At 69.6% G+C, this 23,629-nt stretch carries 24 protein-coding genes, 1 tRNA gene and 1 pseudogene; 13 read left to right on the forward strand and 13 right to left on the reverse strand.

Features of this window, described 5'->3' with window-relative positions:
* Window positions 1–641, forward strand: a pseudogene (locus AOK24_RS21170) (transcriptional regulator); the annotation flags it as partial.
* Between the two features lie 118 nt (window positions 642–759).
* Here AOK24_RS21170 and AOK24_RS21175 read toward each other — a convergent pair.
* Window positions 760–843 (reverse strand) — tRNA-Leu (locus AOK24_RS21175).
* A 378-nt stretch (window positions 844–1,221) separates the two neighbouring features.
* On the opposite strand from AOK24_RS21175, the gene AOK24_RS21180 reads away from it, so the two are divergent.
* From AOK24_RS21180 to AOK24_RS21210, 7 genes are all read left to right on the forward strand, one after another.
* Window positions 1,222–2,043, forward strand: a complete 822-nt coding sequence (locus AOK24_RS21180) for an FhaA domain-containing protein (protein WP_055721634.1) — start codon at window positions 1,222–1,224, stop codon at window positions 2,041–2,043.
* A 10-nt stretch (window positions 2,044–2,053) separates the two neighbouring features.
* Window positions 2,054–2,593: an FHA domain-containing protein FhaB/FipA gene (locus tag AOK24_RS21185; RefSeq protein WP_055721635.1), complete on the forward strand. Its 540-nt coding sequence runs from the start codon at window positions 2,054–2,056 to the stop codon at window positions 2,591–2,593.
* Between the two features lie 56 nt (window positions 2,594–2,649).
* A complete protein-coding gene (locus AOK24_RS21190) occupies window positions 2,650–4,203 on the forward strand; it encodes a Stp1/IreP family PP2C-type Ser/Thr phosphatase (RefSeq protein ID WP_165854600.1) in 1,554 nt (517 codons plus the stop codon).
* Between the two features lie 49 nt (window positions 4,204–4,252).
* Window positions 4,253–5,692: an FtsW/RodA/SpoVE family cell cycle protein gene (locus tag AOK24_RS21195; protein ID WP_055721637.1), complete on the forward strand. Its 1,440-nt coding sequence runs from the start codon at window positions 4,253–4,255 to the stop codon at window positions 5,690–5,692.
* Window positions 5,689–7,152: a peptidoglycan D,D-transpeptidase FtsI family protein gene (locus tag AOK24_RS21200; RefSeq protein WP_055721638.1), complete on the forward strand. Its 1,464-nt coding sequence runs from the start codon at window positions 5,689–5,691 to the stop codon at window positions 7,150–7,152. Before AOK24_RS21195 ends, AOK24_RS21200 begins: the two co-directional genes overlap by 4 nt.
* A 168-nt stretch (window positions 7,153–7,320) precedes the next feature.
* Window positions 7,321–9,321, forward strand: coding sequence for a Stk1 family PASTA domain-containing Ser/Thr kinase (pknB, locus tag AOK24_RS21205; protein ID WP_055721639.1), 2,001 nt, complete (start codon window positions 7,321–7,323; stop codon window positions 9,319–9,321).
* A gap of 116 nt (window positions 9,322–9,437) precedes the next feature.
* Entirely contained in the window at window positions 9,438–10,082 is a 645-nt protein-coding gene (locus tag AOK24_RS21210) for a hypothetical protein (RefSeq protein ID WP_055721640.1), read from the forward strand.
* On the opposite strand, the gene AOK24_RS21215 is transcribed toward AOK24_RS21210, so the two are convergent.
* Genes AOK24_RS21215 through AOK24_RS21240 form a run of 6 tightly spaced genes read right to left on the reverse strand, consistent with a single transcriptional unit; the run spans window position 10,069 to window position 14,281 of the window.
* Window positions 10,069–10,806, reverse strand: coding sequence for a class E sortase (locus AOK24_RS21215; protein WP_055721641.1), 738 nt, complete (start codon window positions 10,804–10,806; stop codon window positions 10,069–10,071). The genes AOK24_RS21210 and AOK24_RS21215 overlap by 14 nt on opposite strands.
* 12 nt (window positions 10,807–10,818) lie before the next feature.
* Window positions 10,819–11,970: a class E sortase gene (locus AOK24_RS21220; protein ID WP_055721642.1), complete on the reverse strand. Its 1,152-nt coding sequence runs from the start codon at window positions 11,968–11,970 to the stop codon at window positions 10,819–10,821.
* Window positions 11,967–12,605: an aminodeoxychorismate/anthranilate synthase component II gene (locus AOK24_RS21225; RefSeq protein WP_055721643.1), complete on the reverse strand. Its 639-nt coding sequence runs from the start codon at window positions 12,603–12,605 to the stop codon at window positions 11,967–11,969. Before AOK24_RS21225 ends, AOK24_RS21220 begins: the two co-directional genes overlap by 4 nt.
* Window positions 12,602–12,799 carry a hypothetical protein gene (locus AOK24_RS21230; protein ID WP_193555068.1) on the reverse strand — a complete coding sequence of 66 codons (198 nt, stop codon included), beginning with the start codon at window positions 12,797–12,799 and terminating at the stop codon, window positions 12,602–12,604. Before AOK24_RS21230 ends, AOK24_RS21225 begins: the two co-directional genes overlap by 4 nt.
* Before the next feature lie 16 nt (window positions 12,800–12,815).
* Window positions 12,816–13,472, reverse strand: a complete 657-nt coding sequence (locus AOK24_RS21235; RefSeq protein WP_055721645.1) for a class E sortase — start codon at window positions 13,470–13,472, stop codon at window positions 12,816–12,818.
* Window positions 13,473–13,492: 20 nt separating this feature from the next.
* The gene (locus AOK24_RS21240; protein ID WP_055721646.1) at window positions 13,493–14,281 is read right to left on the reverse strand and encodes a DUF881 domain-containing protein; all 789 of its coding nucleotides are present in this window, start codon (window positions 14,279–14,281) and stop codon (window positions 13,493–13,495) included.
* 94 nt (window positions 14,282–14,375) lie between these two features.
* Here AOK24_RS21240 and crgA point away from each other — a divergent pair, with 94 nt between their 5' ends.
* Window positions 14,376–14,630, forward strand: coding sequence for a cell division protein CrgA (gene crgA / locus AOK24_RS21245; protein ID WP_055721647.1), 255 nt, complete (start codon window positions 14,376–14,378; stop codon window positions 14,628–14,630).
* A 269-nt stretch (window positions 14,631–14,899) separates the two neighbouring features.
* Here crgA and AOK24_RS21250 read toward each other — a convergent pair whose 3' ends face one another.
* Both AOK24_RS21250 and AOK24_RS21255 read right to left on the reverse strand, forming a co-directional pair.
* A complete protein-coding gene (locus AOK24_RS21250; protein WP_055721648.1) occupies window positions 14,900–15,796 on the reverse strand; it encodes a rhomboid family intramembrane serine protease in 897 nt (298 codons plus the stop codon).
* Between the two features lie 164 nt (window positions 15,797–15,960).
* Entirely contained in the window at window positions 15,961–16,476 is a 516-nt protein-coding gene (locus AOK24_RS21255) for a peptidylprolyl isomerase (RefSeq protein WP_055721649.1), read from the reverse strand.
* A gap of 229 nt (window positions 16,477–16,705) precedes the next feature.
* Here AOK24_RS21255 and AOK24_RS21260 point away from each other — a divergent pair, with 229 nt between their 5' ends.
* Window positions 16,706–17,482: a DUF5324 family protein gene (locus AOK24_RS21260; RefSeq protein WP_055721650.1), complete on the forward strand. Its 777-nt coding sequence runs from the start codon at window positions 16,706–16,708 to the stop codon at window positions 17,480–17,482.
* Between the two features lie 82 nt (window positions 17,483–17,564).
* On the opposite strand, the gene AOK24_RS21265 is transcribed toward AOK24_RS21260, so the two are convergent.
* The 4 genes from AOK24_RS21265 to AOK24_RS21280 all read right to left on the reverse strand — a co-directional run bounded on the left by AOK24_RS21265 (window position 17,565) and on the right by AOK24_RS21280 (window position 20,893).
* A complete protein-coding gene (locus tag AOK24_RS21265; protein WP_055721651.1) occupies window positions 17,565–18,020 on the reverse strand; it encodes an NUDIX domain-containing protein in 456 nt (151 codons plus the stop codon).
* Window positions 18,021–18,055: 35 nt separating this feature from the next.
* Window positions 18,056–18,463, reverse strand: coding sequence for a hypothetical protein (locus tag AOK24_RS21270; RefSeq protein ID WP_055721652.1), 408 nt, complete (start codon window positions 18,461–18,463; stop codon window positions 18,056–18,058).
* A 65-nt stretch (window positions 18,464–18,528) separates the two neighbouring features.
* Window positions 18,529–19,707 carry a PucR family transcriptional regulator gene (locus AOK24_RS21275; RefSeq protein ID WP_240554039.1) on the reverse strand — a complete coding sequence of 393 codons (1,179 nt, stop codon included), beginning with the start codon at window positions 19,705–19,707 and terminating at the stop codon, window positions 18,529–18,531.
* The gene (locus AOK24_RS21280) at window positions 19,694–20,893 is read right to left on the reverse strand and encodes a cation:proton antiporter (protein WP_055721653.1); all 1,200 of its coding nucleotides are present in this window, start codon (window positions 20,891–20,893) and stop codon (window positions 19,694–19,696) included. Before AOK24_RS21280 ends, AOK24_RS21275 begins: the two co-directional genes overlap by 14 nt.
* 366 nt (window positions 20,894–21,259) lie before the next feature.
* Here AOK24_RS21280 and AOK24_RS21285 point away from each other — a divergent pair, with 366 nt between their 5' ends.
* From AOK24_RS21285 to AOK24_RS52765, 3 genes are all read left to right on the forward strand, one after another.
* Entirely contained in the window at window positions 21,260–22,144 is an 885-nt protein-coding gene (locus AOK24_RS21285; RefSeq protein ID WP_055721654.1) for a DNA-processing protein DprA, read from the forward strand.
* A 13-nt stretch (window positions 22,145–22,157) separates the two neighbouring features.
* A complete protein-coding gene (locus AOK24_RS50900; protein ID WP_240554040.1) occupies window positions 22,158–22,448 on the forward strand; it encodes a hypothetical protein in 291 nt (96 codons plus the stop codon).
* A 751-nt stretch (window positions 22,449–23,199) separates the two neighbouring features.
* On the forward strand, window positions 23,200–23,610 hold the full coding sequence (locus AOK24_RS52765) for a L,D-transpeptidase (protein WP_420876680.1): 411 nt from the start codon (window positions 23,200–23,202) through the stop codon (window positions 23,608–23,610).
* The last annotated feature ends 19 nt before the right edge of the window (window positions 23,611–23,629 follow it).

The raw sequence follows: 23,629 nt of genomic DNA on the forward strand, positions 1-23,629 counted from the left end.
CGAAGACCTCGGCCCCCGAACCCACCGGCGCCCCCCTGTCGGTCAGCGTCCGCCCGTACGTCTACGAGTCCCCGTGCAGCCAGGAGTTCCTCGTGGACAGCGAACCCGCGCAGATGGGCCCGCCCGCGACGGAACCCGACGCCCCCCGCTTCGCGTCGGCGAACGGCGCGGTCTCCGCGAACCAGCAGGTGGTCGGCCTGACACTCCAGGGCACGGGCCAAGAGACGGTCGTCCTGGAGGCCCTGCACGTCCGCATCCTGACCAAGCACGCCCCCCTCGCGTGGAACGTGTACGGCATGGGCTCGGGCTGCGGCGGCAACGTGGAGACGAAGTCGTTCGCGATCGACCTGGACCAGGGCAGCCCGGCGGTGACGGTCCAGGGCGGCCAGCGCGACTTCCCGTACAAGGTCAGCGAATCGGACCCGGAGGTCTTCTACGTCAAGGCGACGACGGCCGCCCACGACGTCCGCTGGGACCTCACCCTGGACTGGTCGAGCGGCTCACGCACCGGCACCCTGCACATCACCGACGCCGGCACCCCGTTCCGCACGAGCGCCGACGACGGCCGGGACATCTGGGACTACCCCCTGGGCGGCAACGAGTGGATCCGCACCCCCCGCAACGAGGGCCAGACCCCCTGACACCCGCCTCCGCGCCCTGGTGAGAGACACCTCACACCAGGGCGAACATCACACCGCACCCACCGAGATCCGGACATGAAGAAACCCCCCAGGTCGATGACCTGGGGGGTTCTCGCTGTGCGCGAGGGGGGAGTTGAACCCCCACGCCCTTGCGGGCACTGGAACCTGAATCCAGCGCGTCTGCCTATTCCGCCACCCGCGCATTGGGTGTGTCTTCCGGCTTCAGACCCTTTCGGGCTGGCCCCTTCCGACGTGGAAAACATTACCACGGGGGATCCGGCCTCTTCACCTCACTTGTCACACAGGGGTACCCACCGTCCCGCCCCGGTGAGTGACACGTATCAACCTCGTACCGGTGTTCCCCCGTCTCCCAGGAAGCCGGAGCAGGTGCGCGGTCGGGTGCGGGACACTGGTCCGTGAGCGCCTCTACGATCCTCGGCAGCACGGCGCGAAAGGGGAACCGGCTGTTTCACCGCCGCGTGGATACGATCAGTAAGCAGTACGAGCAACAGCACGAGACGTTCGAACAGCACGGCCCACAGCGACAACGACCGAGCCGTCACGACGGAGGAGGTGCCCCATGGGAGTTCTGAAGAAGTTCGAACAACGCCTGGAAGGGCTGGTCAACGGCACCTTCGCCAAGGTCTTCAAGTCCGAGGTCCAGCCCGTGGAGATCGCCGGCGCGCTCCAGCGCGAATGCGACAACAACGCCCAGATCTGGAACCGGGACCGGACCGTCGTCCCCAACGACTTCATCGTCGAGCTGAGCACGCCCGACTACGAGCGCCTCAGCCCCTACTCCGGACAGCTCGGTGACGAACTGGCCGGGATGGTGCGGGACTACGCGAAGCAGCAGCGCTACACCTTCATGGGACCGATCAAGGTCAACCTGGAGAAGGCGGACGACCTGGACACCGGCCTGTACCGGGTCCGCAGCCGCACCCTCTCCGGCTCGACCGACCAGCAGTCCCCCGGCAACAGGCCGGCCGCCCCGGCCCCGTACGGCGCGCCGCCGATGCCGGCCGCACCGCCCCCCGGCGCTCCCGCGGGCCGCCCCGGCTACGGCTATCCGCCCGCGGCACAGGGCGGCGGCCTGGCCGGCGCCCCCGCCCCCGGCTCCCGCGCCCGGCACTGGGTCGAGATCAACGGCACCCGCCACCAGATCAACGGCCCCACCCTGGTGCTGGGCCGCTCCACCGACGCCGACGTGCGCATCGACGACCCGGGCGTCTCGCGCAGGCACTGCGAGATCCGTACCGGTTCGCCCTCGACCGTCCAGGACCTGGGGTCCACGAACGGCATCGTGGTGGACGGACAGCACACCACCCGCGCTACGCTCCGCGACGGCTCGCGGATCGTCGTGGGCAGCACCACCGTTATCTATAGGCAAGCCGAAGGGTGAAGCGGGGGCAATGTCAGAGCTGACCCTCACGGTCATGCGGCTGGGTTTCCTGGCCGTACTGTGGCTGTTCGTGATCGTGGCCGTGCAGGTCATCCGCAGCGACCTGTTCGGTACGCGCGTCACCCAGCGCGGCTCGCAGCGCTCCCGGCGGGGCGGTGACCAGAACGCGCAGCAGGGACGGCGGCAGCAGCAGGCCGCCGCGACGCCCCCGCAGCAGCGCCAGCAGCCCGCCTCCGGGGGCCGCCGGGGCCGTAACGCGCCCACCAAGCTGGTCGTCTCCGAGGGGACCCTCACCGGCACGACCGTCGCGCTCCAGGGCCAGACCATCACGCTGGGCCGGGCGCACGACTCGACGATCGTGCTGGACGACGACTACGCCTCCAGCCGCCATGCCAGGATCTACCCGGACCGCGACGGCAACTGGATCGTCGAGGACCTCAACTCCACCAACGGCACGTACCTCGACCGAACGCGGCTGACGACCCCCACACCGATCCCGCTGGGCGCCCCGATCCGCATCGGCAAGACCGTCATCGAGCTGCGGAAGTAGTGCTGCATCATGAATGAGCGCGAGCGGAGCGAGCTCCCGACCGGAGGGTGGGCAGTGTGGCTCGACACGACCGGCTGTACCCGGAGCCGACGGGTGAGGTGCGCATGAGTCTCTCCCTGCGTTTCGCCGCCGGATCGCACAAGGGCATGATCCGCGAGGGCAACGAGGACTCCGGATACGCCGGGCCCCGCCTGCTCGCCATCGCGGACGGCATGGGCGGCGCCGCCGCCGGCGAGGTCGCCTCCTCCGAGGCGATCTCCACGATCGTCGCGCTCGACGAGGACATCCCCGGCTCGGACGTCCTCACCTCCCTCGCCAACGCCGTGCAGCGGGCCAACGACCAGCTGCGCTCGCTGGTCGACGAGGACCCCCAGCTCGAAGGCATGGGGACGACCCTGACCGCCCTGCTGTGGACGGGCCAGCGCCTCGGCCTCGTCCACGTCGGCGACTCGCGCGCCTACCTGCTGCGCGACGGCGTCCTCACGCAGATCACGCAGGACCACACCTGGGTGCAGCGCCTCGTCGACGAGGGCCGGATCACCGAGGAGGAGGCGACGACCCACCCGCAGCGCTCCCTGCTGATGCGCGCCCTCGGCTCCGCCGAGCACGTCGAGCCTGACCTCTCGATCCGCGAGGTCAGGGCGGGCGACCGGTATCTGATCTGCTCCGACGGCCTCTCCGGCGTCGTCTCCCACCAGACCCTCGAAGAGACCCTGGCCAGCTACCAGGGCCCCCAGGAGACGGTCCAGGACCTCATCCAGCTCGCCCTGCGCGGCGGCGGCCCCGACAACATCACCGTGATCGTCGCGGACGTCCTCGACCTCGACACCGGCGACACCCTCGCGAGCCAGCTGTACGACACCCCCGTGGTGGTCGGCGCGGTCGCCGAGAACCAGCTCCAGCTGCCGCACGACAACGGCATCATGCAGACCCCCGCCGGACGCGCCGCGAGCCTCGGACGGCACCGCGCGAACCCCGGCGGCGGCGAGTTCGGGCCCCCCGGTTCGGGGGACGTGACCGGTTTCATCTCCACGGACGGCTTCGGCGACTACTCCGAGGACGACTTCGTCAAACCCCGCAAGAGCCGCAAGTGGCTCAAGGTCTCCCTGTACAGCGCGCTCACCCTCGCGGTCGTCGGCGCCGGGCTGTACGGCGGCTGGCGGTGGACGCAGACGCAGTACTACGTCGGCGCCAAGGGCGAGCACCTCGCGCTGTACCGGGGGATCAGCCAGGACCTCGCCTGGGTCTCGCTCTCGAAGATCGAGAAGGACCACCCCGAGATCGAACTCAAGTACCTCCCGCAGTACCAGCAGAAGCAGGTCGAGGAGACGATCCCGGCGTCCAGCCTGAAGGGCGCCCAGAAGAAACTCGACGAGCTGTCCGTCCAGGCGTCCGCGTGCAAGAAGCAGGCCCAGGACGGGAGTTCGGGAACCGGATCCTCGTCGTCCGCGTCCAAGCCCTCGCCGAGCCCGTCGGCCACGACGGGTACGCAGAGCCCGGGCCCCAACGCGTCACCGTCCCCGGCGGCCAGTCCGTCGGCCACCCCGAGCCCCGGGCCGTCTCTCTCTCAGGAGGAGGAGCAGGTCGTCTCGCTGTGCGGCAAGCAGTAGCGAGCCGTGAGGCAAGCAAGAGGCAAGCCGTGAGAGGCCCCGTCACACGATGAGCAGTACTACCAACACACCGACGCACCACACGTCCACGATCGGTGCCATCGGCGCGCCGAGCAGACGCAACACCGAGCTGGGACTGCTGGTGTTCGCCGTCCTCATCCCGGTGTTCGCCTACGCCAACGTGGGCCTCGCCATCAACGAGCAGGTCCCCGCCGGGCTGCTCGCCTACGGCCTGGGGCTCGGTCTGCTGGCCGGTATCGCCCATCTCGTCGTACGGAAGTTCGCGCCCTACGCCGACCCGCTCCTGCTGCCGCTGGCGACGCTGCTCAACGGGCTCGGCCTGGTCGCCATCTGGCGGCTCGACCAGTCGAAGTACCTCCAGGCGGCCGAGCAGGCGGGCACCGCCTCGCCCCGGCAGCTCATGTACACGGCGATGGGCATCGCGCTCTTCATCGTCGTCCTGATCTTCCTGAAGGACCACCGCGTCCTCCAGCGCTACACCTACATCTCCATGGCCGGCGCGATCTTCCTGCTGCTGCTGCCGCTGGTCCCCGGGCTCGGGCAGAACATCTACGGCGCGAAGATCTGGATCTCGGTCGCCGGGTTCTCCATCCAGCCCGGTGAGTTCGCGAAGATCGTGCTGGCGGTCTTCTTCGCCGGGTACCTGATGGTGAAGCGGGACGCGCTGGCCCTCGCCAGCCGCCGCTTCCTCGGCCTCTACCTGCCGCGCGGGCGCGACCTCGGACCGATCCTCGTCGTCTGGTTCCTGTCGATCCTGATCCTGGTCTTCGAGACCGACCTCGGCACCTCGCTGCTGTTCTTCGGCATGTTCGTGATCATGCTGTACGTCGCGACCGAGCGGACCAGCTGGATCGTCTTCGGTCTGCTGATGTCGGCGGTCGGCGCGGTCGCCGTCGCGAGCTTCGAGTCGCACGTCCAGCAGCGCGTCGAGGCGTGGCAGAACCCGATGGGCGAGTACAAGCTCTCCCAGCAGGGCGTCATCGGCCACTCCGAGCAGGCCATGCAGGCGCTGTGGGCGTTCGGCTCCGGCGGCACGCTCGGCACCGGCTGGGGCCAGGGCCACTCCGAGCTGATCAAGTTCGCCGCGAACTCCGACTTCATCCTCGCCACCTTCGGCGAGGAACTCGGCCTCGCCGGCCTGATGGCCCTGCTCCTCCTGTACGGCCTGATCGTCGAACGCGGCATCCGCACCGCCCTCGCCGCGCGCGACCCCTTCGGCAAGCTCCTCGCCATCGGCCTGTCCGGCGCGTTCGCCCTCCAGGTGTTCGTCGTCGCCGGCGGTGTCATGGGCCTCATCCCGCTGACCGGTATGACCATGCCGTTCCTCGCGTACGGCGGTTCCTCCGTCATCGCCAACTGGGCGCTCATCGGCATCCTGATCCGCATCAGCGACACCGCCCGCCGCCCGGCCCCGGCCCCCGCCTCGAACCCCGACGCCGAGATGACCCAGGTGGTCCGACCCTCATGAACAAGCCCCTGCGCCGCGTCGCGATCTTCTGCGGTCTGCTGATCCTCGCCCTGCTGGTGCGGGGGAACTGGCTCCAGTACGTCAAGGCGAACGAGCTGGCCACCGACGACAAGAACCGCCGCGTGCCGATCACCCGGTACTCGATCCCGCGCGGCGACATCATCGTGGGCGGCAAGGCGATCACCGGCTCGGTCGAGACCACCGGGGACTACAAGTACAAGCGGACCTGGAAGGACGGCCCCATGTGGGCGCCGGTCACCGGGTTCTCCTCGCAGGCCTTCGGCTCCAACTTCCTGGAGAACCTGGAGGACGGCATCCTCTCGGGCACCGACGACCGCCTCTTCTTCCGCAACACCCTCGACATGCTCACCGGCAAGCAGCGCGCCGGCGGCAGCGTCGTCACCACCCTCAACGCCGCCGCGCAGAAGGCCGCGTACGACGGGCTCGGGAACAAGAAGGGCGCGGTCGCCGCGATCGACCCGACCACCGGCAAGATCCTCGCGCTGGTCTCGACGCCCTCGTACGACCCGTCCAAGTTCGCCGGGCAGTCCAAGGCCGACGGCGAGGCGTGGAACGCCGTACAGAAGAAGAACGACCCCGACGACCCGATGCTGAACCGGGCGCTGCGCGAGACGTACCCGCCGGGGTCGACGTTCAAGGTCGTGACGGCCGCGGCGGCGCTGGAGAACGGGATCGTCTCCGGGATCGACGACAAGACCGACACCCCGGACCCCTACCGGCTGCCGCAGTCCACGACCGACCTCGGCAACGAGCACAGCGGCTGCGAGAACGCCGATCTGCGGTTCGCGCTGGAGGTCTCCTGCAACACCGTCTTCGCGAAGATGTCCGACAACGTCGGCAACAAGAAGATGATCGAGCAGGCCACGAAGTTCGGCTTCAACGAGAGCAAGCTGGACGTCCCCGTCCGCGCCGCCGAGTCCGTCTACCCCGAGGACAACCGGCCGCAGAACGCCCTCGACGGCATCGGGCAGGGCTCCAACCGGGCCACCCCCCTCCAGATGGCCATGGTCGCCGCGGCCATCGCCAACGACGGCAAGCTGATGAAGCCGTACATGGTGGACTCCCTCAAGTCCCCCAGCCTCGACACCCTGGAGACCACCGAGCCCAAGGAGCTCTCCCAGGCCGTCTCCTCCGCCACCGCGCAGAAGGTGCAGCAGATGATGGAGACGGTGGTCAAGACGGGTACCGGGAAGAACGCGCAGATCGACGGCGTCACCGTCGGCGGCAAGACCGGTACCGCCCAGCACGGGCTCAACAACAGCGAGAAGCCGTACGCCTGGTTCATCTCCTACGCCAAGCTGTCCGACGGCTCCGCGCCGGTGGCCGTGGCCGTCGTCGTCGAGGACGGTTCCGCCATCCGTGACGACATCACCGGCGGTGGCCTCGCCGCGCCGGTGGCCAAGGCCGTGATGCAGGCGGTCATCGGCAACAAGAAGTGACCCCGCTCACGTAATCCGCGCATCGGTGCACGTTGCGATACCGGTCCTGTATCGAGTAACAGGCTTGGCCAGGTGAGACAGAGCGAGCCGGGTAGCGTATCCCCGGACGGCAGCCGCCGACCGGGCGCAATGCCGGTCGGGACCGACGGAGAGGGCTGGTAACAAGCTATGGAAGAGCCGCGTCGCCTCGGCGGCCGGTACGAGCTGGGCCAGGTGCTCGGCCGTGGTGGCATGGCGGAGGTCTACCTCGCGCATGACACCCGCCTTGGCCGCACCGTGGCGGTGAAGACGCTGCGCGTGGACCTCGCGCGCGACCCTTCCTTCCAGGCCAGGTTCCGCCGGGAGGCCCAGTCGGCCGCCTCGCTCAACCATCCCGCGATCGTGGCGGTCTACGACACGGGCGAGGACTACCTCGACGGGGTCTCGATCCCGTACATCGTCATGGAGTACGTCGACGGCTCCACCCTCCGCGAACTCCTGCACTCCGGGCGCAAGCTGCTGCCCGAGCGCTCGATGGAGATGACCGTCGGCATCCTCCAGGGCCTGGAGTACGCGCACCGCAGCGGCATCGTGCACCGCGACATCAAGCCGGCGAACGTCATGCTGACGCGCACCGGCCAGGTCAAGGTCATGGACTTCGGCATCGCCCGCGCGATGGGCGACTCCGGGATGACGATGACGCAGACCTCCGCGGTCATCGGCACCGCCCAGTACCTCTCGCCGGAACAGGCGAAGGGCGAACAGGTCGACGCGCGCTCCGACCTGTACTCCACGGGCTGCCTCCTCTACGAGCTGCTCACCGTACGGCCGCCCTTCGTCGGCGACTCCCCCGTCGCCGTCGCCTACCAGCACGTCCGCGAGGAGCCGCAGCCGCCGTCCGTCTTCGATCCGGAGATCACCCCGGAGATGGACGCGATCGTCCTCAAGGCGCTCGTCAAGGACCCCAACTACCGCTACCAGTCCGCCGACCAGATGCGCGCCGACATCGAGGCGTGCCTCGACGGCCAGCCGGTCCAGGCCACCGCCGCGTTCGGCGCGGTGGGCTACGGCGGTTACGGCGACGACCAGGCGACCACCGCGCTGCGGTCCGACGCGGGCGCCACGACCATGCTGCCGCCGATGAACCCCGATGACGGGGGGTTCGCCGGGTACGACGAGCGGCCTGCCCGGCGGCGTCAGCAGAAGAAGTCGAACACCTCGACGATCGTGCTGGCGCTCGCCGCTGTGCTGGTGCTGGTGGGGGCCGTGCTCATCGGGTGGTACGTCACGAACGGTGACGGGGTCGGCAACAACAAGACCACCGTGCCGTCCTTCGTCGACCAGACCGAGCAGCAGGCACAGCAGACAGCCATCAACGGCGATCTGAAGGTCACGGTCGCCGAGAAGAAGCCCTGCGAGAACACCGAGACCGGGAAGGTCTGCTCCCAGGACCCCGCAGCGGGCACGAGCGTCGACAAGCAGACGACGATCAGGCTCGTCATCTCGACGGGGGCGCCGAAGGTGGCGGTTCCCAGTGTTCTCGGCAAGAGCACCGATGAAGCGACGCAGATCCTTGAGCGCGACGGGTTCAACGTCAAGACCGTGACCCAGGAGTCCACCGAGGAGGCGGGCACGGTTCTGGCTCAGGACCCCAAGCTCGGCGCCGAGGTCGAGAAGGGGTCGACGATCACGCTGACCGTCGCGAAGGCGGTGGCCAAGGAGACCGTTCCGGACGTCACCGGGCTCAGCTGCGACGACGCCAAGAAGCGGATCGAGCAGAACAACCTGACCGCCGGTACCTGTTCCAACGTCCAGGTCCAGGACCAGAACCAGAACGGCAAGGTCGTCTCGACCAACCCGCAGATCGGTGCGCAGGTCGACAAGGACACGACGATCAACATCAACGTCGGCCAGGGTCAGACCCAGGTGCCGTCCAACCTCGTCGGGCTCACCCTGAAGGAGGCCAAGGAGGCGCTCCAGAACGCCGGGCTCCAGGTCGGCAACATCCAGGGGCCCCAGGACGACGACTCCCGGGTGTTCGGGTCCAACCCCAGCCCCGGACAGACCGTGCAACCCGGCCAGACCGTCAACCTCGGCACCGTCGACAGCGGCAACAACAACGGCGGCAACAACGGCGGCGGAGGTTTCTTCGGCGGGTTCGACGGAGCGGCGTTCCGCACAGAGGACTGACGTCCGGTCCCACCCCGAAACCCCGGTTCCCTCGCCCTGAGGGGGCCGGGGTTCTTCGTTGCTCACCCGTTCACAAATCGATCGTGTCTTCGGATCCGTTCACTCGTTTGCAGGACATGATCAACGAAACCGTGCTGTTGGAGTCCAAGTCACTGCGGGAGAGCGTGGCGGAGCGGACGGAGGTGCTGGACCGGGTGAAGGTGCTGTCGTTGCTGCCGGATGGGGTGCACGTGACGACGGCGATGGTGGCGACGTACTTCGAGGTGGGCGTGGAGGTGATTCGGCAGCTCGTCCAGCGTCACCGCGCGGAGCTGACGGCCAGCGGGCTGGTGGTGCTGCGCGGCGACGAGCTGCGGAAATTTAAGAGTGACAACCTGTCACTCTATTCCGGAGGTTATCCACAGCCCCGCCAGGGCCTGACGGTCTTCCCCCGCCGAGCTGTCCTCAACGTCGCCATGCTGCTCCGCGACAGCGAAACCGCACGTCAGGTGCGTGTGTACCTCCTCGACATGGAGCACATGGTCCGCTCCCAGCCTGTGGATAACTCTGTCCACAGGCTCTCCGAGTCCCTCCACGAGCTTGTGGACGACCGCATCGTCCACATCCTCAGCAAGACCGTCGTCCCCATGTTCAACGCGCTCATCGAGACGTCGGGAGAGCACCGCAAGGAGTTGGTGGCGCTGCGGGCGGACGTGCAGGCCGTCGAGAGGAAGCTGCGGCAGCACAAGGCGAGGCTGCGGCGGCAGCTCAGTCTTGGCTGAGCTCTTTGGGGGGAGTCCGCTTCGCGTCGACCTTCTCGGTGCGGACCAGCTCCCCCCACACCACGTACCGGTACCGGCTCGTGTACACCGGCGTGCAGGTCGTGAGGGTGATGTAGTGGCCCGCCTTCTCCGTGCCTGATTCCTTGGGGATCTGGGAGAGGACCTTGACGTTGTACTTCGAGGTCTCGGGGAGGGTGGAGTAGACCTTGTAGATGAACCACGTGTCCCGGGTCTCGAAGACGATCGGGTCGCCGTTCTTCAGTTTGTCGATGTTGTGGAATTTGGCGCCGTGGCCGTCGCGGTGGGCGGCGAGGGTGAAGTTGCCTTGTCTGCCACCCGGGAGGGTCGCCGGGACGGGGTCGGTGTAGTAGCCGGCGACGCCTTCGTTCAGGACGTCGGAGGAGGTGCCCTTCTCGACGAGGACCTCGCCGTTCTTCATGGCGGGGACGTGGAGGAAGCCGATGCCGTCTTTTGTGTCGAGGGCGCCGGGCCCGGCCGGCTTGGACCAGGTGTCGCGGACCTTGTCGCCCTGTCTCGCGGCTTCGCGGTCGGCGATGACGTTGGTCCACCAGAGGGAGTACGCGACGAAGAGCCCGAGGACGAGACCGGCGGTGATGAGGAGTTCGCCGAGGACGCTCACGGCGGTGGCGAGGCGCCCACCCTTGCGGCGGGGCGCGGGGGACCCGGTGTCCAGGGTGGTCGTCCCGTCGGTCGTCGCTGTCACGTCTGTCTGCCCCTACTCGACGAGCGCATCCGGCTTTCCCTTGCTGCGCGGCCGTTCCTCGACCATCTTGCCCCAGACGATCAACCTGTACTTACTGGTGAACTCCGGGGTGCAGGTCGTGAGGGTGATGTAGCGGCCGGGCTGCGTGAACCCGGAACCGGGCGGAACGGCCTTGAGAACGCCGGTATTGCTGGGCGAGGTGACCGGCAGCATGGAGGCCATCTTGTAGACGTAGTACTCGTCCTGGGTCTCTACGACGATCGCGTCACCGGGCTGCAAACGGTTGATGTAGCGGAACGGCTCGCCGTGGGTGTTGCGGTGCCCGGCGAGCCCGAAGTTGCCGGTCTTGGCGTCCGGCATCGGAGTGGCGAGGGCGCCTTCGGCGTAGTGCCCGACCATGCCCTTGTCGAGGACCTTCTTGTTGCTGACGCCTTCGGCGATGGGGACGACGACGTCGAGCTTGGGGATGTGGAGGAGGGCGAACCCCTGTCCGGCGGAGAACGTGCCGGGCGCGCCCTTGCCGCTGGCCCAGTCCTTCTGGAGCTGGTCGGCCTCGCTGCCGGCCTGCGCGTGCGCGCGGACGTTGGTCCACCAGAGCTGGTAGCCGACGAACAGGAGCATGAGGACGCCGGTGGTGATGAACATCTCGCCGAGCGCGCGGCTGGCGAGGACGGCGGGGCTGGGCTTGCGCGCCTTGGCCTGGCGGCGGGCCTCGACGCGGGACAGCGGGCGCGAGCCCTGCGCGAGGGGCAGGGACTCCTCCGCCGGTGCGGCGACGACACGCCCGCGGCGGCCCTTGGCGGCCTTTCTGCGGGCCGCGCGCCCCCCGAGCGGAGCGAGAGAGCCGGGTGCCGCCGCCGTCCCCGCAGACGCGGATATGGGCTCACCCCCGTGGGGCGGCTCGGGTATCCGCAGGGCGACGGTCTCCTCGTCGACCGGCCCCACAGCACCGGCCGGACCGACAGCGCCCCCGGCGGCGTACGAGTCACCGGGCCCGGCGGGACCGACAGCGCCCCCGGCGTCGTACGGACCGGCCGCACCCCCGGCCTCGTAGAAACCCCCCGTCCCGGCGGGAGCGTCGAAGCTCTCTCCGCCGTACGGGGTCCCGGAGTCGTACGGGGCGGTCCCGTACGTCTCCTCGCGCTCCGGGCGCAGCGCGGTCACGCGGTGGCCCTGCCCACGACCGGCGCGAGGCCGGTGGATCTGGCGACGGCGTCGGTGTAGCCGCACTCCACCAGCCAGTTGGCGAGCATGCGGTGGCCGTGCTCGGTGAGGACGGACTCGGGGTGGAACTGGACGCCTTCGACGGGGAGTTCGCGGTGGCGCAGGCCCATGATGATGCCGTCCTGGGTGCGCGCGGTGACTTCAAGATCGGCGGGGACGGTCGTCGGGATCGCGGCGAGGGAGTGGTAGCGGGTCGCCGTGAAGGGGGAGGGCAGGCCGGCGAAGACGCCGCGGCCCTCGTGTTCGACGAGGGACGTCTTGCCGTGCAGCAGCTCGGGCGCGCGGTCGACGACGCCGCCGTACGCGACCTGCATGGACTGCATGCCGAGGCACACCCCGAAGACGGGGACGCCGGTCGCGGCGCAGTGCCGGACCATGTCGACACAGACGCCGGCCTCCTCGGGCGTACCCGGGCCGGGCGAGAGCAGGACGCCGTCGAACCCGTCCTGCGCGTGGGCCGTGGAGACCTCGTCGTTGCGCAGGACCTCGCACTCGGCGCCGAGCTGGTACAGGTACTGGACCAGGTTGAAGACGAAGCTGTCGTAGTTGTCGACGACGAGAATGCGCGCGCTCACTGGTTGTCCACCGTCACATCGTTGAAGGGAAGCAGCGGTTCGGCCCACGGGAAGACGTACTGGAAGAGGACGTAGACGACAGCGAGGACCAGCACGATCGAGATCAGTGCCTTGATCCACGCATTGCCTGGCAGATGCCGCCAGATCCAGCCGTACATGCCGTCCCTTCCGTCGTACCACGGCACCAGACTCACGCCGTACCGCACCAGACTAACGGCGCAGCGCCAGGGGCTTGCCTTCGTCCACAGGCGTCGTCGATTCCAGGTGCGCCCAGACGACGAGCCGGTGGCTGTGGCCCCACTCCGGATCGCACGTGGTCAGCGTGAGGTACCGGCCCGGTGCCGTGTACCCGGACTTACGTGGCACAGGGTCGATCACCTCAACGTCGGTGGGGACGGTTTTGTAGGGCCCTTTGTCGATCCGATACGTGAACCAGGTCGTCCCGTCGCCGACCACGACCGCGTCACCCCGGCGCAGCTCGGGAAAGTCCTTGAACGGATCTCCGTACGTCCGCCGGTGCCCGGCGACGGCGAAGTTGCCGATGCCGCCGAGGACGGCGGTGTCCGCGTAGTGCGCGAGCCCTTTTCTGAGGGTGGCGGTGGCGGTGCCCTCGAGGACGGGTTTGTGCCAGGTGGCACCGAGCCTCGGGATGTACATGACGGCGAAGGACCGGCCCGCCGGGTGGCTCTTCGGTGCCGCCGCGCGTGGCTGCTTCCAGCGGGTTTCGAGGTCGCGGACCTGGACGGCCATGTCGTGGTCGGCGCGGACTCCGGTCCAGTACAGGACGTAGACGACGAAGAGGACGATCACCGCGCCGACGGTGATGCACAGCTCGCTGACGGTCCTGACCGTCCCCCGTAACGACAACGGGACCCCCTGCGGGTGGGCTACTCCACGGGTTCTGCGTAGTGCAGATCCACTGTGCCCGAGTAGCCGGGCAGCGTCACCGTGCCGTCGTCGGTGACTTTCCAGCCGAGGCCGTAGACGTCGACGTACACCATGTAGTTCTGGATCGCCTTGGACGCGGCGAGGGCGTCCTTGAGCTTCTTGGGGTCGCCGACCGCCTGGATCTTGTACGGGGGCGAGTAGACGCGGCCCTGGAGGATCAGGGTGTTGCCGACGCAGCGGACGGCGCTGGTGGAGATGAGGCGCTGGTCCATGACCTTGATGCCCTGGGCGCCGCCCTGCCAGAGGGCGTTGACGACGGCCTGGAGGTCCTGTTGGTGGATGACCAGGTAGTCGGGCTGGGGGGCGGGGTAGCCGGGGAGTTTGGCGGTGGCGTTGGGAGGCGCGTCGTCGAGGGTGACCGTGAGGGCCTTGCCCTTGATCTCCTGGGTGCCGGCGCTGTGCTCCAGCGCGGCGAGTTTCTCGTCCTCGGTGGTGGAGCGTCCGGCGTCGGAGGCGGCGAGTTCCTCGACCTGTTCGCGCAGGCGCGCGTTGGACTCGCCGACCTCGCCGTTCTTGCGGCTGCGCTCCTGGATGAGGTCGGAGAGCTTGAGGAGCGAGGCGTCCGTGCGGATGTCGGTGCCCTTGGCGGTGTCGAAGCTGGTGAAGAAGATCAGGCCCGCGAGAGCGAAGACGCCGGCGGTCAGGAGACGGGCCGGACGGACACGAACGGTACGACCGGGGGCGGAACCCGTTGAACCCGTCCCGGGGGAGTCGGCAGAATTGCTCAACGTACCGTTATCTCCTTCGGCGCCGTGGAAGCACTACGCTAACCGACGCCCGGGGGAGCGCTCCGTGTCCCCCTTGCCAGCAGGAGAGACCCTCGTGCCGAAGTCACGCATCCGTAAGAAGGCCGACTACACGCCGCCGGCGGCGAAGCAGGCGACCGCGATCAAGCTGACCAGCCGGGGGTGGGTGGCGCCGGTCATGCTCGCGCTGTTCCTCATCGGGCTGGCCTGGATCGTCCTCTTCTACGTGACCGACGGGGACCTCCCCCTCGACGCGTTGGGCAACTGGAACATCGTGGTCGGGTTCGGGTTCATCGCCGCCGGGTTCGGTGTCTCGACGCAGTGGAAGTGACGGGGTCCGGGGCCTAGTGCCGGAGTTTTCCCCAGGGCTGTTCGGGGAGTTATCCACAGGCCAGGGCTCGTTGTCCACATGGTGGGGAAAAAGAACGACGATCTGTGGATAACTCCCAGGACGTTGACGCCGGTACGACGAACCCACAACCCCTCGAAAACGCGTACGCCCCCTGCCTGACCTGCTGAAACGCCGGTCGGAGACAGGGGGCGAACCCGTTCTTCCACAGGGTGCGCAGGATGTGCTACACGCTGTGGACAACTCTGTGCTCAGGTGAGCTGGGAGGTCCTCAGGAGGGTCACGATCACGACTGCGGCGAGGACCAGTGCACAGGTGCCGTACTGGACCAGCGTGCGCTTGTCGCGGGGCGCGTAGACCATGCCCGCGCCGATGATCACACCGGCGACCAGACCGCCGACGTGGGCCTGCCAGGCGATGCCGCTCCAGCCGAACGTGATGATGAGGTTGATCACCAGGATGGCGATCATCGGGCGCATGTCGTAGCGCTGGCGGCGCATGAGGACGGCCATGGCGCCGAAGACGCCGAAGATCGCGCCGGAGGCGCCGAGGGAGGCCTGGTTGGGTTCGGCGACGAGGTACGTGAGCGCGCTGCCCGCCAGCCCCGAGACGAAGAACAGGGCGAGATAGCGGGCCCGGCCCAGCGCCGCCTCCAGCGGGCCGCCGATCCACCACAGGCTCAGCGCGTTGGAGAGGATGTGGATGATGCTGCCGTGCAGGAACATCGAGGTCAGCATGCGGTACCACTGACCTTCGGCGACGCCCTGGAGCTGGTCCCAGCCGAGCGCCGGCATGAGGGCGCGGCCGATCAGGTCGAAGCGGTCGGTGAACTCGTCTCCGAGCGCCTGTTGGGCGAGGAACGCGACGGCGATGATCCCGAGCAGGATCTTCGTCACCAGCCGCGGGTCCTCGGCGACGCTGCCGCCGGCGATCGTGCGCGGCCGGTTCGCGTCCGGCGCGTGGCCCGTGCCCGAGCCGTTGCGCACACACTCCGGGCACTGGAAGCCCACCGACGCGCTGACCATGCACTCCGGGCAGATCGGCCGCTCGCAGCGGGTGCAGCGCACGCCGGTCTCCCGGTCGGGGTGGCGGTAACACCCGGGCAGGCCGGGAGCCTCCTGACGTCCGCCGCCTTGCGCCTGGTCCACTGGTCCCCCTGGCTCGTCGTAGCTGGTCGTGGGTGGATCGATCACGGGTGGGTCGATCACGGGTGGGTCGTACACAATGCTTTGCCCCGCTCCTCCTGTTTCACGGACGAGCGGGGCGAAAGGTTCCCCGGAGGGGTCCGGGGGCGGGCTCAGCCCTGGGTGACTCAGCCCTGGGAGACGACGACGCTCTGGATGACGACGTCGGTCTTCGGACGGTCGTTGCGGCCGGTGTCGACCTTGGCGATCGCGTCGACGACCTCGGCACCCGTGATGACCTCACCGAAGATGGTGTGGCGGTTGTTCAGGTGCGGGGTGGGGCCGACGGTGATGAAGAACTGCGAGCCGTTGGTGCCCGGGCCGGCGTTGGCCATGGCCAGCAGGTACGGCTTGGAGAACTTCAGCTCCGGGTGGAACTCGTCCGCGAAGCGGTAGCCGGGGCCGCCGGTGCCGTTGCCCAGCGGGTCGCCGCCCTGGATCATGAAGCCGTCGATCACGCGGTGGAAGACCGTGCCGTCGTACAGCTTGTCCGTGGTCTTCTGGCCGGTGGTCGGGTTGACCCACTCGCGCGCGCCGGTGGCGAGTTCGACGAAGTTCGCGACCGTCTTGGGGGCGTGATCCGGGAAAAGCTTGATCACGATGTCGCCGTGGTTGGTCTTCAGGGTGGCGATGGTGTCGGCCACGGGTGTGCCTTTCGTCGACTGCCTTCTTAACCCCCCGATCCTCGCACGAGCGCCCTTCCGCCGTCTCGCAGCGCCCTCCTGCGCCAAGTGCGGTTCCGTGGCATCGTCGACGGCATGCCCGATCGGCACCCGTATGCCCGCCTCCGCAGGCCCGGTCGCACCGGAACAGGCATGATCCCCAATTGGGTGGAAAGCCGATAGAACGTACGCCACCGAGGAGGAGGAACCCGTGACCCGCATCGACAGCGTGCGCGCCGCGACCGGCTCGGCGAAGGACAGCGTCCTGCACGCCGCGGAAGTGGTGGCGCCCTACGCCGACACGGCGAAGGAGAGGGCCGCACACTACGCGCAGGAGGCGCGGGTACGGCTCGCGCCCAAGGTGTCCCAGGCCGCCGAGGAGGCGCGGGTACGGCTCGCGCCGAAGATGTCCCAGGCCGCCGAGCAGGCCCGTGTCCAGTACGACGCCCATCTCGCGCCGCGCCTCGAACAGGCGCGGGCGCATGTCCCGCCGAAGGTCGACCACGCCGCGCACGAGGCGGCGGTCCGTACGCGGATCGCCGCGCGGCAGGCCGCCGAGTACTCGCGTCAGGCCGCCGACTACTCGCGTCCGCGTCTCGAACAGGCCGTCGCCGCGGCGGGGCCCGTCCGTGACGAGGCCGCCTCTCGCGGCGCCGCCGCTCTGGCCGCCCTGCGCGGCCAGGTGACGCCGGCCCAGATCGACCGCCTCGTCCGCGCCAACCGCCGCCGCGCCCGCGCCGGACGCGCCGTCAAGGGGCTCGCGGTCCTCGGCGTCCTCGCCGGGGGCGCGTACGCCGCCTGGCGCTGGTGGGACCGCCAGGCCAACCCGGACTGGCTGGTCGAACCCCCGGCCGCGACCGAGGTCCCGGCGCCGGGCACGCTGAAGTCGGTGGACAACACCGGCCTCGACCCCGAGGTCCAGGCGAAGGAGGCCGAGGCGGAGGCCGCGCAGGGCGAGGGGCAGGGGCAGCGGAAGAAGCACGGCTGAGCGAACCGGGCTGTGGGGCGGGCGGCATGATCATGCTGCCCGCCCCATGGCTGTGTTTCACGTGAAACGGCGCTCCCCGGGGTCACGCCCTCTCCGTGCTCCTGATCAGCTCCCGATGAGAATCCTGCATAGCCGCAGGCAACTCATCCGGATCGAACCAGCGAGCCTCCAGGATCTCGAACGGGTCGATCTTCAGCGTGCCCCCGGTGTGCCGGGCCTCGTACGCCACCTCGACGCGGAGCTTGTAGCCGCTGGTCAGCTTGAGGAGGCGGCCCGGTACGACGTCCAGGCCGGTCTCCTCCTTCACCTCCCGGACGACGGTCAGCGGGAACTCCTCGCCCTTGTTCGCGCAGCCGGTGGGCAGGCCCCAGGGGTGTTTCGGGTGCCAGAGCCGGTGCTTGAGCAGCAGCACCTGCCCCTCGTCGTTGCGGACGACCCCCGTGACGCCGACCGTGAACTTGGCGTGGGCGAGCCAGAGGATCCGCCACTGCCAGGAGCCTCGGATGAGCCGCCACAGGCGGGCGACGAGCCGCTGCACGGGGTGCCGGGTGTCCCGTTTCCCGGTGGCCCCCCTCACTCCTCCCACCCCGAGACCCGCCGGTAGGCCGCGCGCGCGTCCACCACCCGGGCCAGCGCGGTCCCCGCCAGCGCCGCGCCCAGCAGGCAGGCCAGCCAGAGGGCGTCCCGGGAGACCGTCCAGCTCAGCGTCCCGGCGGGCGGGATCGCGAAGCCGTTGAGGAAGAGCCAGCACAGGGCGGCCGTCCCCGGCGCGGCGGTGAAGCGGGCGCACAGGCCGAGGACGGCGGCGAGGACGGACAGCGCGAGGAGGGCGAAGTGCGGGCGGTCCATGCCGACGGTCGTGTTGAGGACGCCGACCAGGAGGAGCGCGCCGGCGAAGGCGCCCGCCCAGACCAGGGGGGTGGCCACCGGTTGGGGTACGGGCCGTACGCCGCCCGTGCCGAAGTCGCTCCACTCGATCATGCCGACGCTCCTTCTCCGCCCCGCCCGACTCCGCGCGGGGCCCCCGGAATTCTCCCATCCGGCGGTCAGCTCAGTGGCCTGGAGGGCCAGTTGAGCAACCTCGCCCCGATGACGGCGGTCTGGAGGGTGTAGCGGTGGGCGGGTTCGGCGGGGTCGACGCCGGTGAGGGTGTGGATGCGTTCGAGGCGGTACGTCAACGCCCGTACGCTCAGCGAGAGTTCGCGCGCGGCAGCGGCGGCGACGCAGCCCGTGTCGAAGTACGCCGTGAGCGTGTCCAGCAGCGGCTGCGCCCCGCCGCGCGCCTGCTCCAGCGGGGCCAGCGTGTGGTGGACGAGATCCAGCAGCGCCTGCCGGTCGCGGGCGAGGACGGGGAAGACGAGGAGATCGGCGGCGCGCAGCAACGGGTCGTCGAATCCCATGCGCCTGGCGACGTCGAGCGCGTTCAGGGACTCCTCGTACGAATGCCCGATGCCCACCGGCCCCGTACGGGGCCGCCCCACCGCGACCTGCCCGGCGCCGCCGGTCACCGCGTGCACGAGCTTCGCGAAGTGGACGAGGACGTCCTCCTGGTCGCCCGGCGCGACGCACACCATCCGGCCGTCCTTGGTGGTGAACAGGATGCGCCGGTTCTCGAAGCGGGTGAACAACTCGGCGGCCACCTGCCGGGGTACGGGGTCGCTCTCGTCGTACGCCTCGGGCCCGGCCGCGACCGCGACGGCGTGCGCGCGGGAGAGGCGCAGGCCGAACCGTTCGGAGCGGGCGGCGAGTTGGCCCGGGTCGCCGTGGCCGGCGAGCAGGTCGTCGATGAACTCCCGGCGGGCGGCCTCCTCTTGGCGCACGACGAGCCGCTGGGCCCGCTCGTACCCGTCGGAGAACGCGTCGACGGCCTGCTCCAGGACGCCGAGCACGTCGTCGAGGCCGGCGCCGGCCGGCCGGTGCTCCCGGCCCGCGCTCAGGTACGCCCGCACGAGCGGTCGCCACGCCACCCCGGCCTCCGCCGCCCGCGCCCCGAGCGCCCGCCGCGACTCCAGCTCCTCGCGCGTCAGCCGCCGTCCGGTGCTCGCCGCGTCCACGAGGATCTCCGCGAACCCCTCGACATACCCCCCGGCCACCTCCACGCCGTACGCCCCCTCCCTGATCGCCTGTTGCGTACGACGCTTGGCGGGGCCGTACGGATGCAGAGGGCCGCGCCGGCGGGGGTGGGGGGTCTCCGTGCCGGTCGGTGTCCGCTCAGCCGCCCGCATGCGCCGCCTCCCGCTGCCGGGTGCGGCCGACCGTCGTCGTGCGGGTGAGGCGGCGGGCGAGGGGTTCCGTCCAGCGGGCCGTCAGGGGGCCGAGGAGGACGAGGATGAGGACGTACGCCGTCGCGAGGGGGCCGATCCTCGGTTCCACGCCGACCGCGAGGCCCGCGATGACGATGGAGAACTCGCCGCGTGCGACGAGGACTCCACCGGCCCGCCAGCGCCCGGGGACGGAAATGCCCGCGCGGCGGGCGGCCCAGTAGCCGGTGGCGATCTTCGTACCCGTCGTGACCAGCGCGAGCGCGAGCGCGGGCACCAGGACCGGCGGGATCGCCGAGGGGTCCGTGTGCAGGCCGAAGAAGACGAAGAAGACGGCGGCGAAGAGGTCCCGCAGCGGGGTGATGAGGTTGCCCGCGCCCTCCGCGACCTCCCCCGACAGCGCGATCCCCACGAGGAACGCGCCCACGGCGGCGGAGACTTGCAGCTGCTGTGCGATCCCGGCGACCAGCAGCGTCAGGCCGAGGACGACGAGCAGCAGCAGTTCGGCGCTGTCGGAGGCGACCGCGCGGCTGACGAGGCGCCCGTGGCGCAGCGCGACGTACAGCACCGCCCCGACCGTACCCAGCGAGATCAGCAGCGTGAGCGCGCCGCCCGCGAGGCTGACTCCGGCGAGTACGGCCGTGAGGATCGGCAGGTAGACCGCCATCGCGAGGTCCTCCAGGACCAGGATGCCGAGCACGACCGGGGTCTCGCGGTTGCCCAGGCGGCGCAGTTCGCCGAGGACCTTCGCTATGACGCCGGACGACGAGATCCAGGTGACACCGGCGAGGGCGACCGCCGCGACGGGGCCCCAGCCGAGCAGCAGCGCCATCACGGCGCCCGGCGTCGCGTTGAGCACGAAGTCGACGGCCCCTGACGGGTACTGGGTCTTCAACGTCGTGACCAGCTCACTCGCGCTGTACTCCAACCCCAGCATGAGCAGCAGCAGGATCACACCGATCTCGGCGCCGGTCGCGATGAACCCCTCACTCGCCTCCAGCGGCAGCAGCCCGCCCTGCCCGAAGGCGAGTCCGGCGAGCAGATAGAGCGGGATCGGCGAGAACCCGATCCGCCCGGCCAGCCGGCCGAGCAGGCCCAGGGCGAGAATGATCGCCCCGAGTTCGATGAGCATGGCGGTCGTGTCGTGCACGGGCGTCTGACCTCCGTCGATTCGGTTCAGGTCGCGGGCGTCTGTGCCGACGCGGGCCGTCCCGGAGCGGGTGCGCGCGTCGTACGTACGTGAAGGGTGTGGGTGTTGTCGGCGGGCCGGGCCAATCTGTACGTCGGCTCGGGCGCGGGCAGCGCTAGAGGCTGCGGCCGGTATCAGGGACGCCGTCGCGGGCGGCGTTGTCCACACGTACGGCACGGATGCCCTGGTACATGGGTACGCCCCCTCTCCCCGACGGTCGTAAGTATTCGGTAAAGAACTTTACCGTATCTCTCCTTGCCGCGCGGCAAGTTCAGCGGGCGGGACCATGACCGCGAACCCGCCGAGGGCGCTTCCTATACTCGTGGCATGGACCAGGATCTGGAGCGAGCCGCTCTCGTCGCGCTTCTGCGGCGGGGGGATCGGTCCTGGTCCGAGCTCACCGACCAGATCGAGGCGGTCGGAAGTGCGCGCGACGTGCTGGAGAACGCGCTCGACTCGTCCGGGCAGGGCGCTCTTTTCGGCACGGAACCCGCCCCCGACCTGGAGTTCGTCGTCGGCGAGATCGCGGCCTGGGAACGCGAGGGCATGCGGCTGGTCACGATCCTGGACGACGAGTACCCGCTGTATCTGCGGCTGGTCCACCAGCGACCGCCGTTCCTGTTCCTGCGCGGTACCCCCGTCGACGACGATCTCCGGGTCGCGGTCGTCGGCACCCGTACGCCGACTCCTGAGGGCGTCGCCCACGCTCGCGCCATCGCGGGAGGTCTCGCCGAGCGCGGTGTCACGGTGGTCAGCGGGCTGGCCGCCGGGATCGACACCGCCGCGCACGGAACGGCTCTCGCCGTCGGCGGGCGGACCGTTGCCGTGATCGGCACGGGTCTGCGGCGCTCCTATCCGGCGCAGAACGCGCGGCTCCAGCAGGAGATCGCCGAGCGGGGGCTGCTGATCTCCCAGTTCTGGCCGGACGCCCCGCCCTCGAAGACCTCGTTCCCCATGCGGAACGCCGTGATGAGCGGCTACAGCCTCGCCACCGTGGTGGTCGAGGCCGCGTACCGCAGTGGGGCCCGCATGCAGGCGCGGCTCGCGCTGGAGCATGGGCGACGGGTCTTCCTCATGCGCTCGCTCATGACCCACGAATGGGCACGGGAGTACGCGAACAGGCCCAACACCACGGTCATCGACGGCCCCGACGACGTCTTCCGCGAACTCGATTCCCTCGTCCCCGCCACGGGCGAGCTCACGTGGACCTGACCGGCGACTCCGGGTGACAACCGTCGTCGGGCTCTCCGCCCGTTATGCCAACTTCCTCGCCCACCCCCTGCTTCCCGGCCCCGGTGTCTGCCAGGTGTGCCGCGGCACGGCGAACCCCGGCTACCCCACCTGCTGGCAGTGCAAGCAGGCCCGCGACGTCCTCGGCACCGGTGTCGCCGATGCCGTCGTACCGCTGAGCCTGGCTCTGAAGGGGGAGCAGTACGCCCACGAACTGTGTTGTGGCGTTTCCTCGCCCTGCACGAGGTCATCGGTGTCACCCGTGACCGCTATCGCGAGCTGCTGACGCCGGCGCCCCTCGCTTCGGAGCTGGGGCGTACCGCTTCGGCCGAGCGGTACCGGTCGGCCGCGCTCTGGGGTGAGAACGTGCTGCTCATCGACGACACCTGGACCACCGGCAACCACGCCCAGTCCGCGTCCGCGGCGCTGAAGGCCGCCGGTGCGGGGAGTGTGGCCGTCGTTGTCCTGGGGCGGCACTCAACGTCGGCTACGGCGACACGGCCGCGTACGTCGAGCAGGCAAAGCTGCGGCGCTTCGGCTGGGATCTCTGTGTGATCCGGCCGTGGAGTCACCTGCCGCCGGGAGCGCCCTCCGCCGATCGGGGGTAAAGCGGGAGCTTACGGCGTGGGCGCTTGGGGCCGGTGGGACAGATGAGGTAGGGCCCGCGTTCGAGGAGGTGCTGGATGAGGCAGGTCGGACGGTGGCTGTCCGGAGCGGTGGGGGTGCTGTGTGCCGTCGGGGTGGTGGCGGCGCCCGCAGGGGCTGCGCCGGCCGCGTGTAATACCTCCACCGGGCCCTATCAGCGGCAGCTTGAGCGGCATTTGGGGTTGGTGGTGGATGGGAGGCAGTCGGTGGGGGACTGTCGGGTTATTCGGGGGTTTCAGGGGAGGAATGGGGTGGTGCCGGCGGATGGGTATGCGGGGTTGGGGACGTATCGGATGATGCTGGTGGTGGAGGCGGCGCGGAATCCGAATGTCGGGGGGAAGTGTCCGGTGCGGAAGTATCGGGTGGCTTGTGTTGATCTGACGCGGCAGTTGATGTGGGTGCAGGTGGGGAAGCGGGTGGTTTACAAGCCGGTTCCTGTGCGGTCGGGGCGGGATGGGTATGAGACGCGGGTGGGGTGGCATCGGGTTTATTGGCGGGATCGGGATCATTATTCGAGTCTTTATGATGGGGCTCCGATGCCGTACTCGCAGTTTTTTGACGGGGGGCAGGCGTTTCATGGGACGTATGGGGATCTGTTCTCCGGGGGGTCTCATGGGTGTGTGAATCTGCGGCTCGCGGATGCTCGGCGGTTGTGGGGGGTGCTGAAGTTGGAGGACGCCGTTTTTGTTTATGGGGTCAAGCCGGGGACCGCGCGGAGTGTGCCGTATGTGGCGCCGGTGCCGACCGGGGATCCCGCGCCGGTGACGGAGGTCGGGCCGCCGCCGAATCCTGATCCGGAATGAGGGGGCGGGGGGGGCTGTC

The organism is Streptomyces niveiscabiei (assembly GCF_001419795.1).
Taxonomy (GTDB): Bacteria; Actinomycetota; Actinomycetes; order Streptomycetales; family Streptomycetaceae; genus Streptomyces; species Streptomyces niveiscabiei.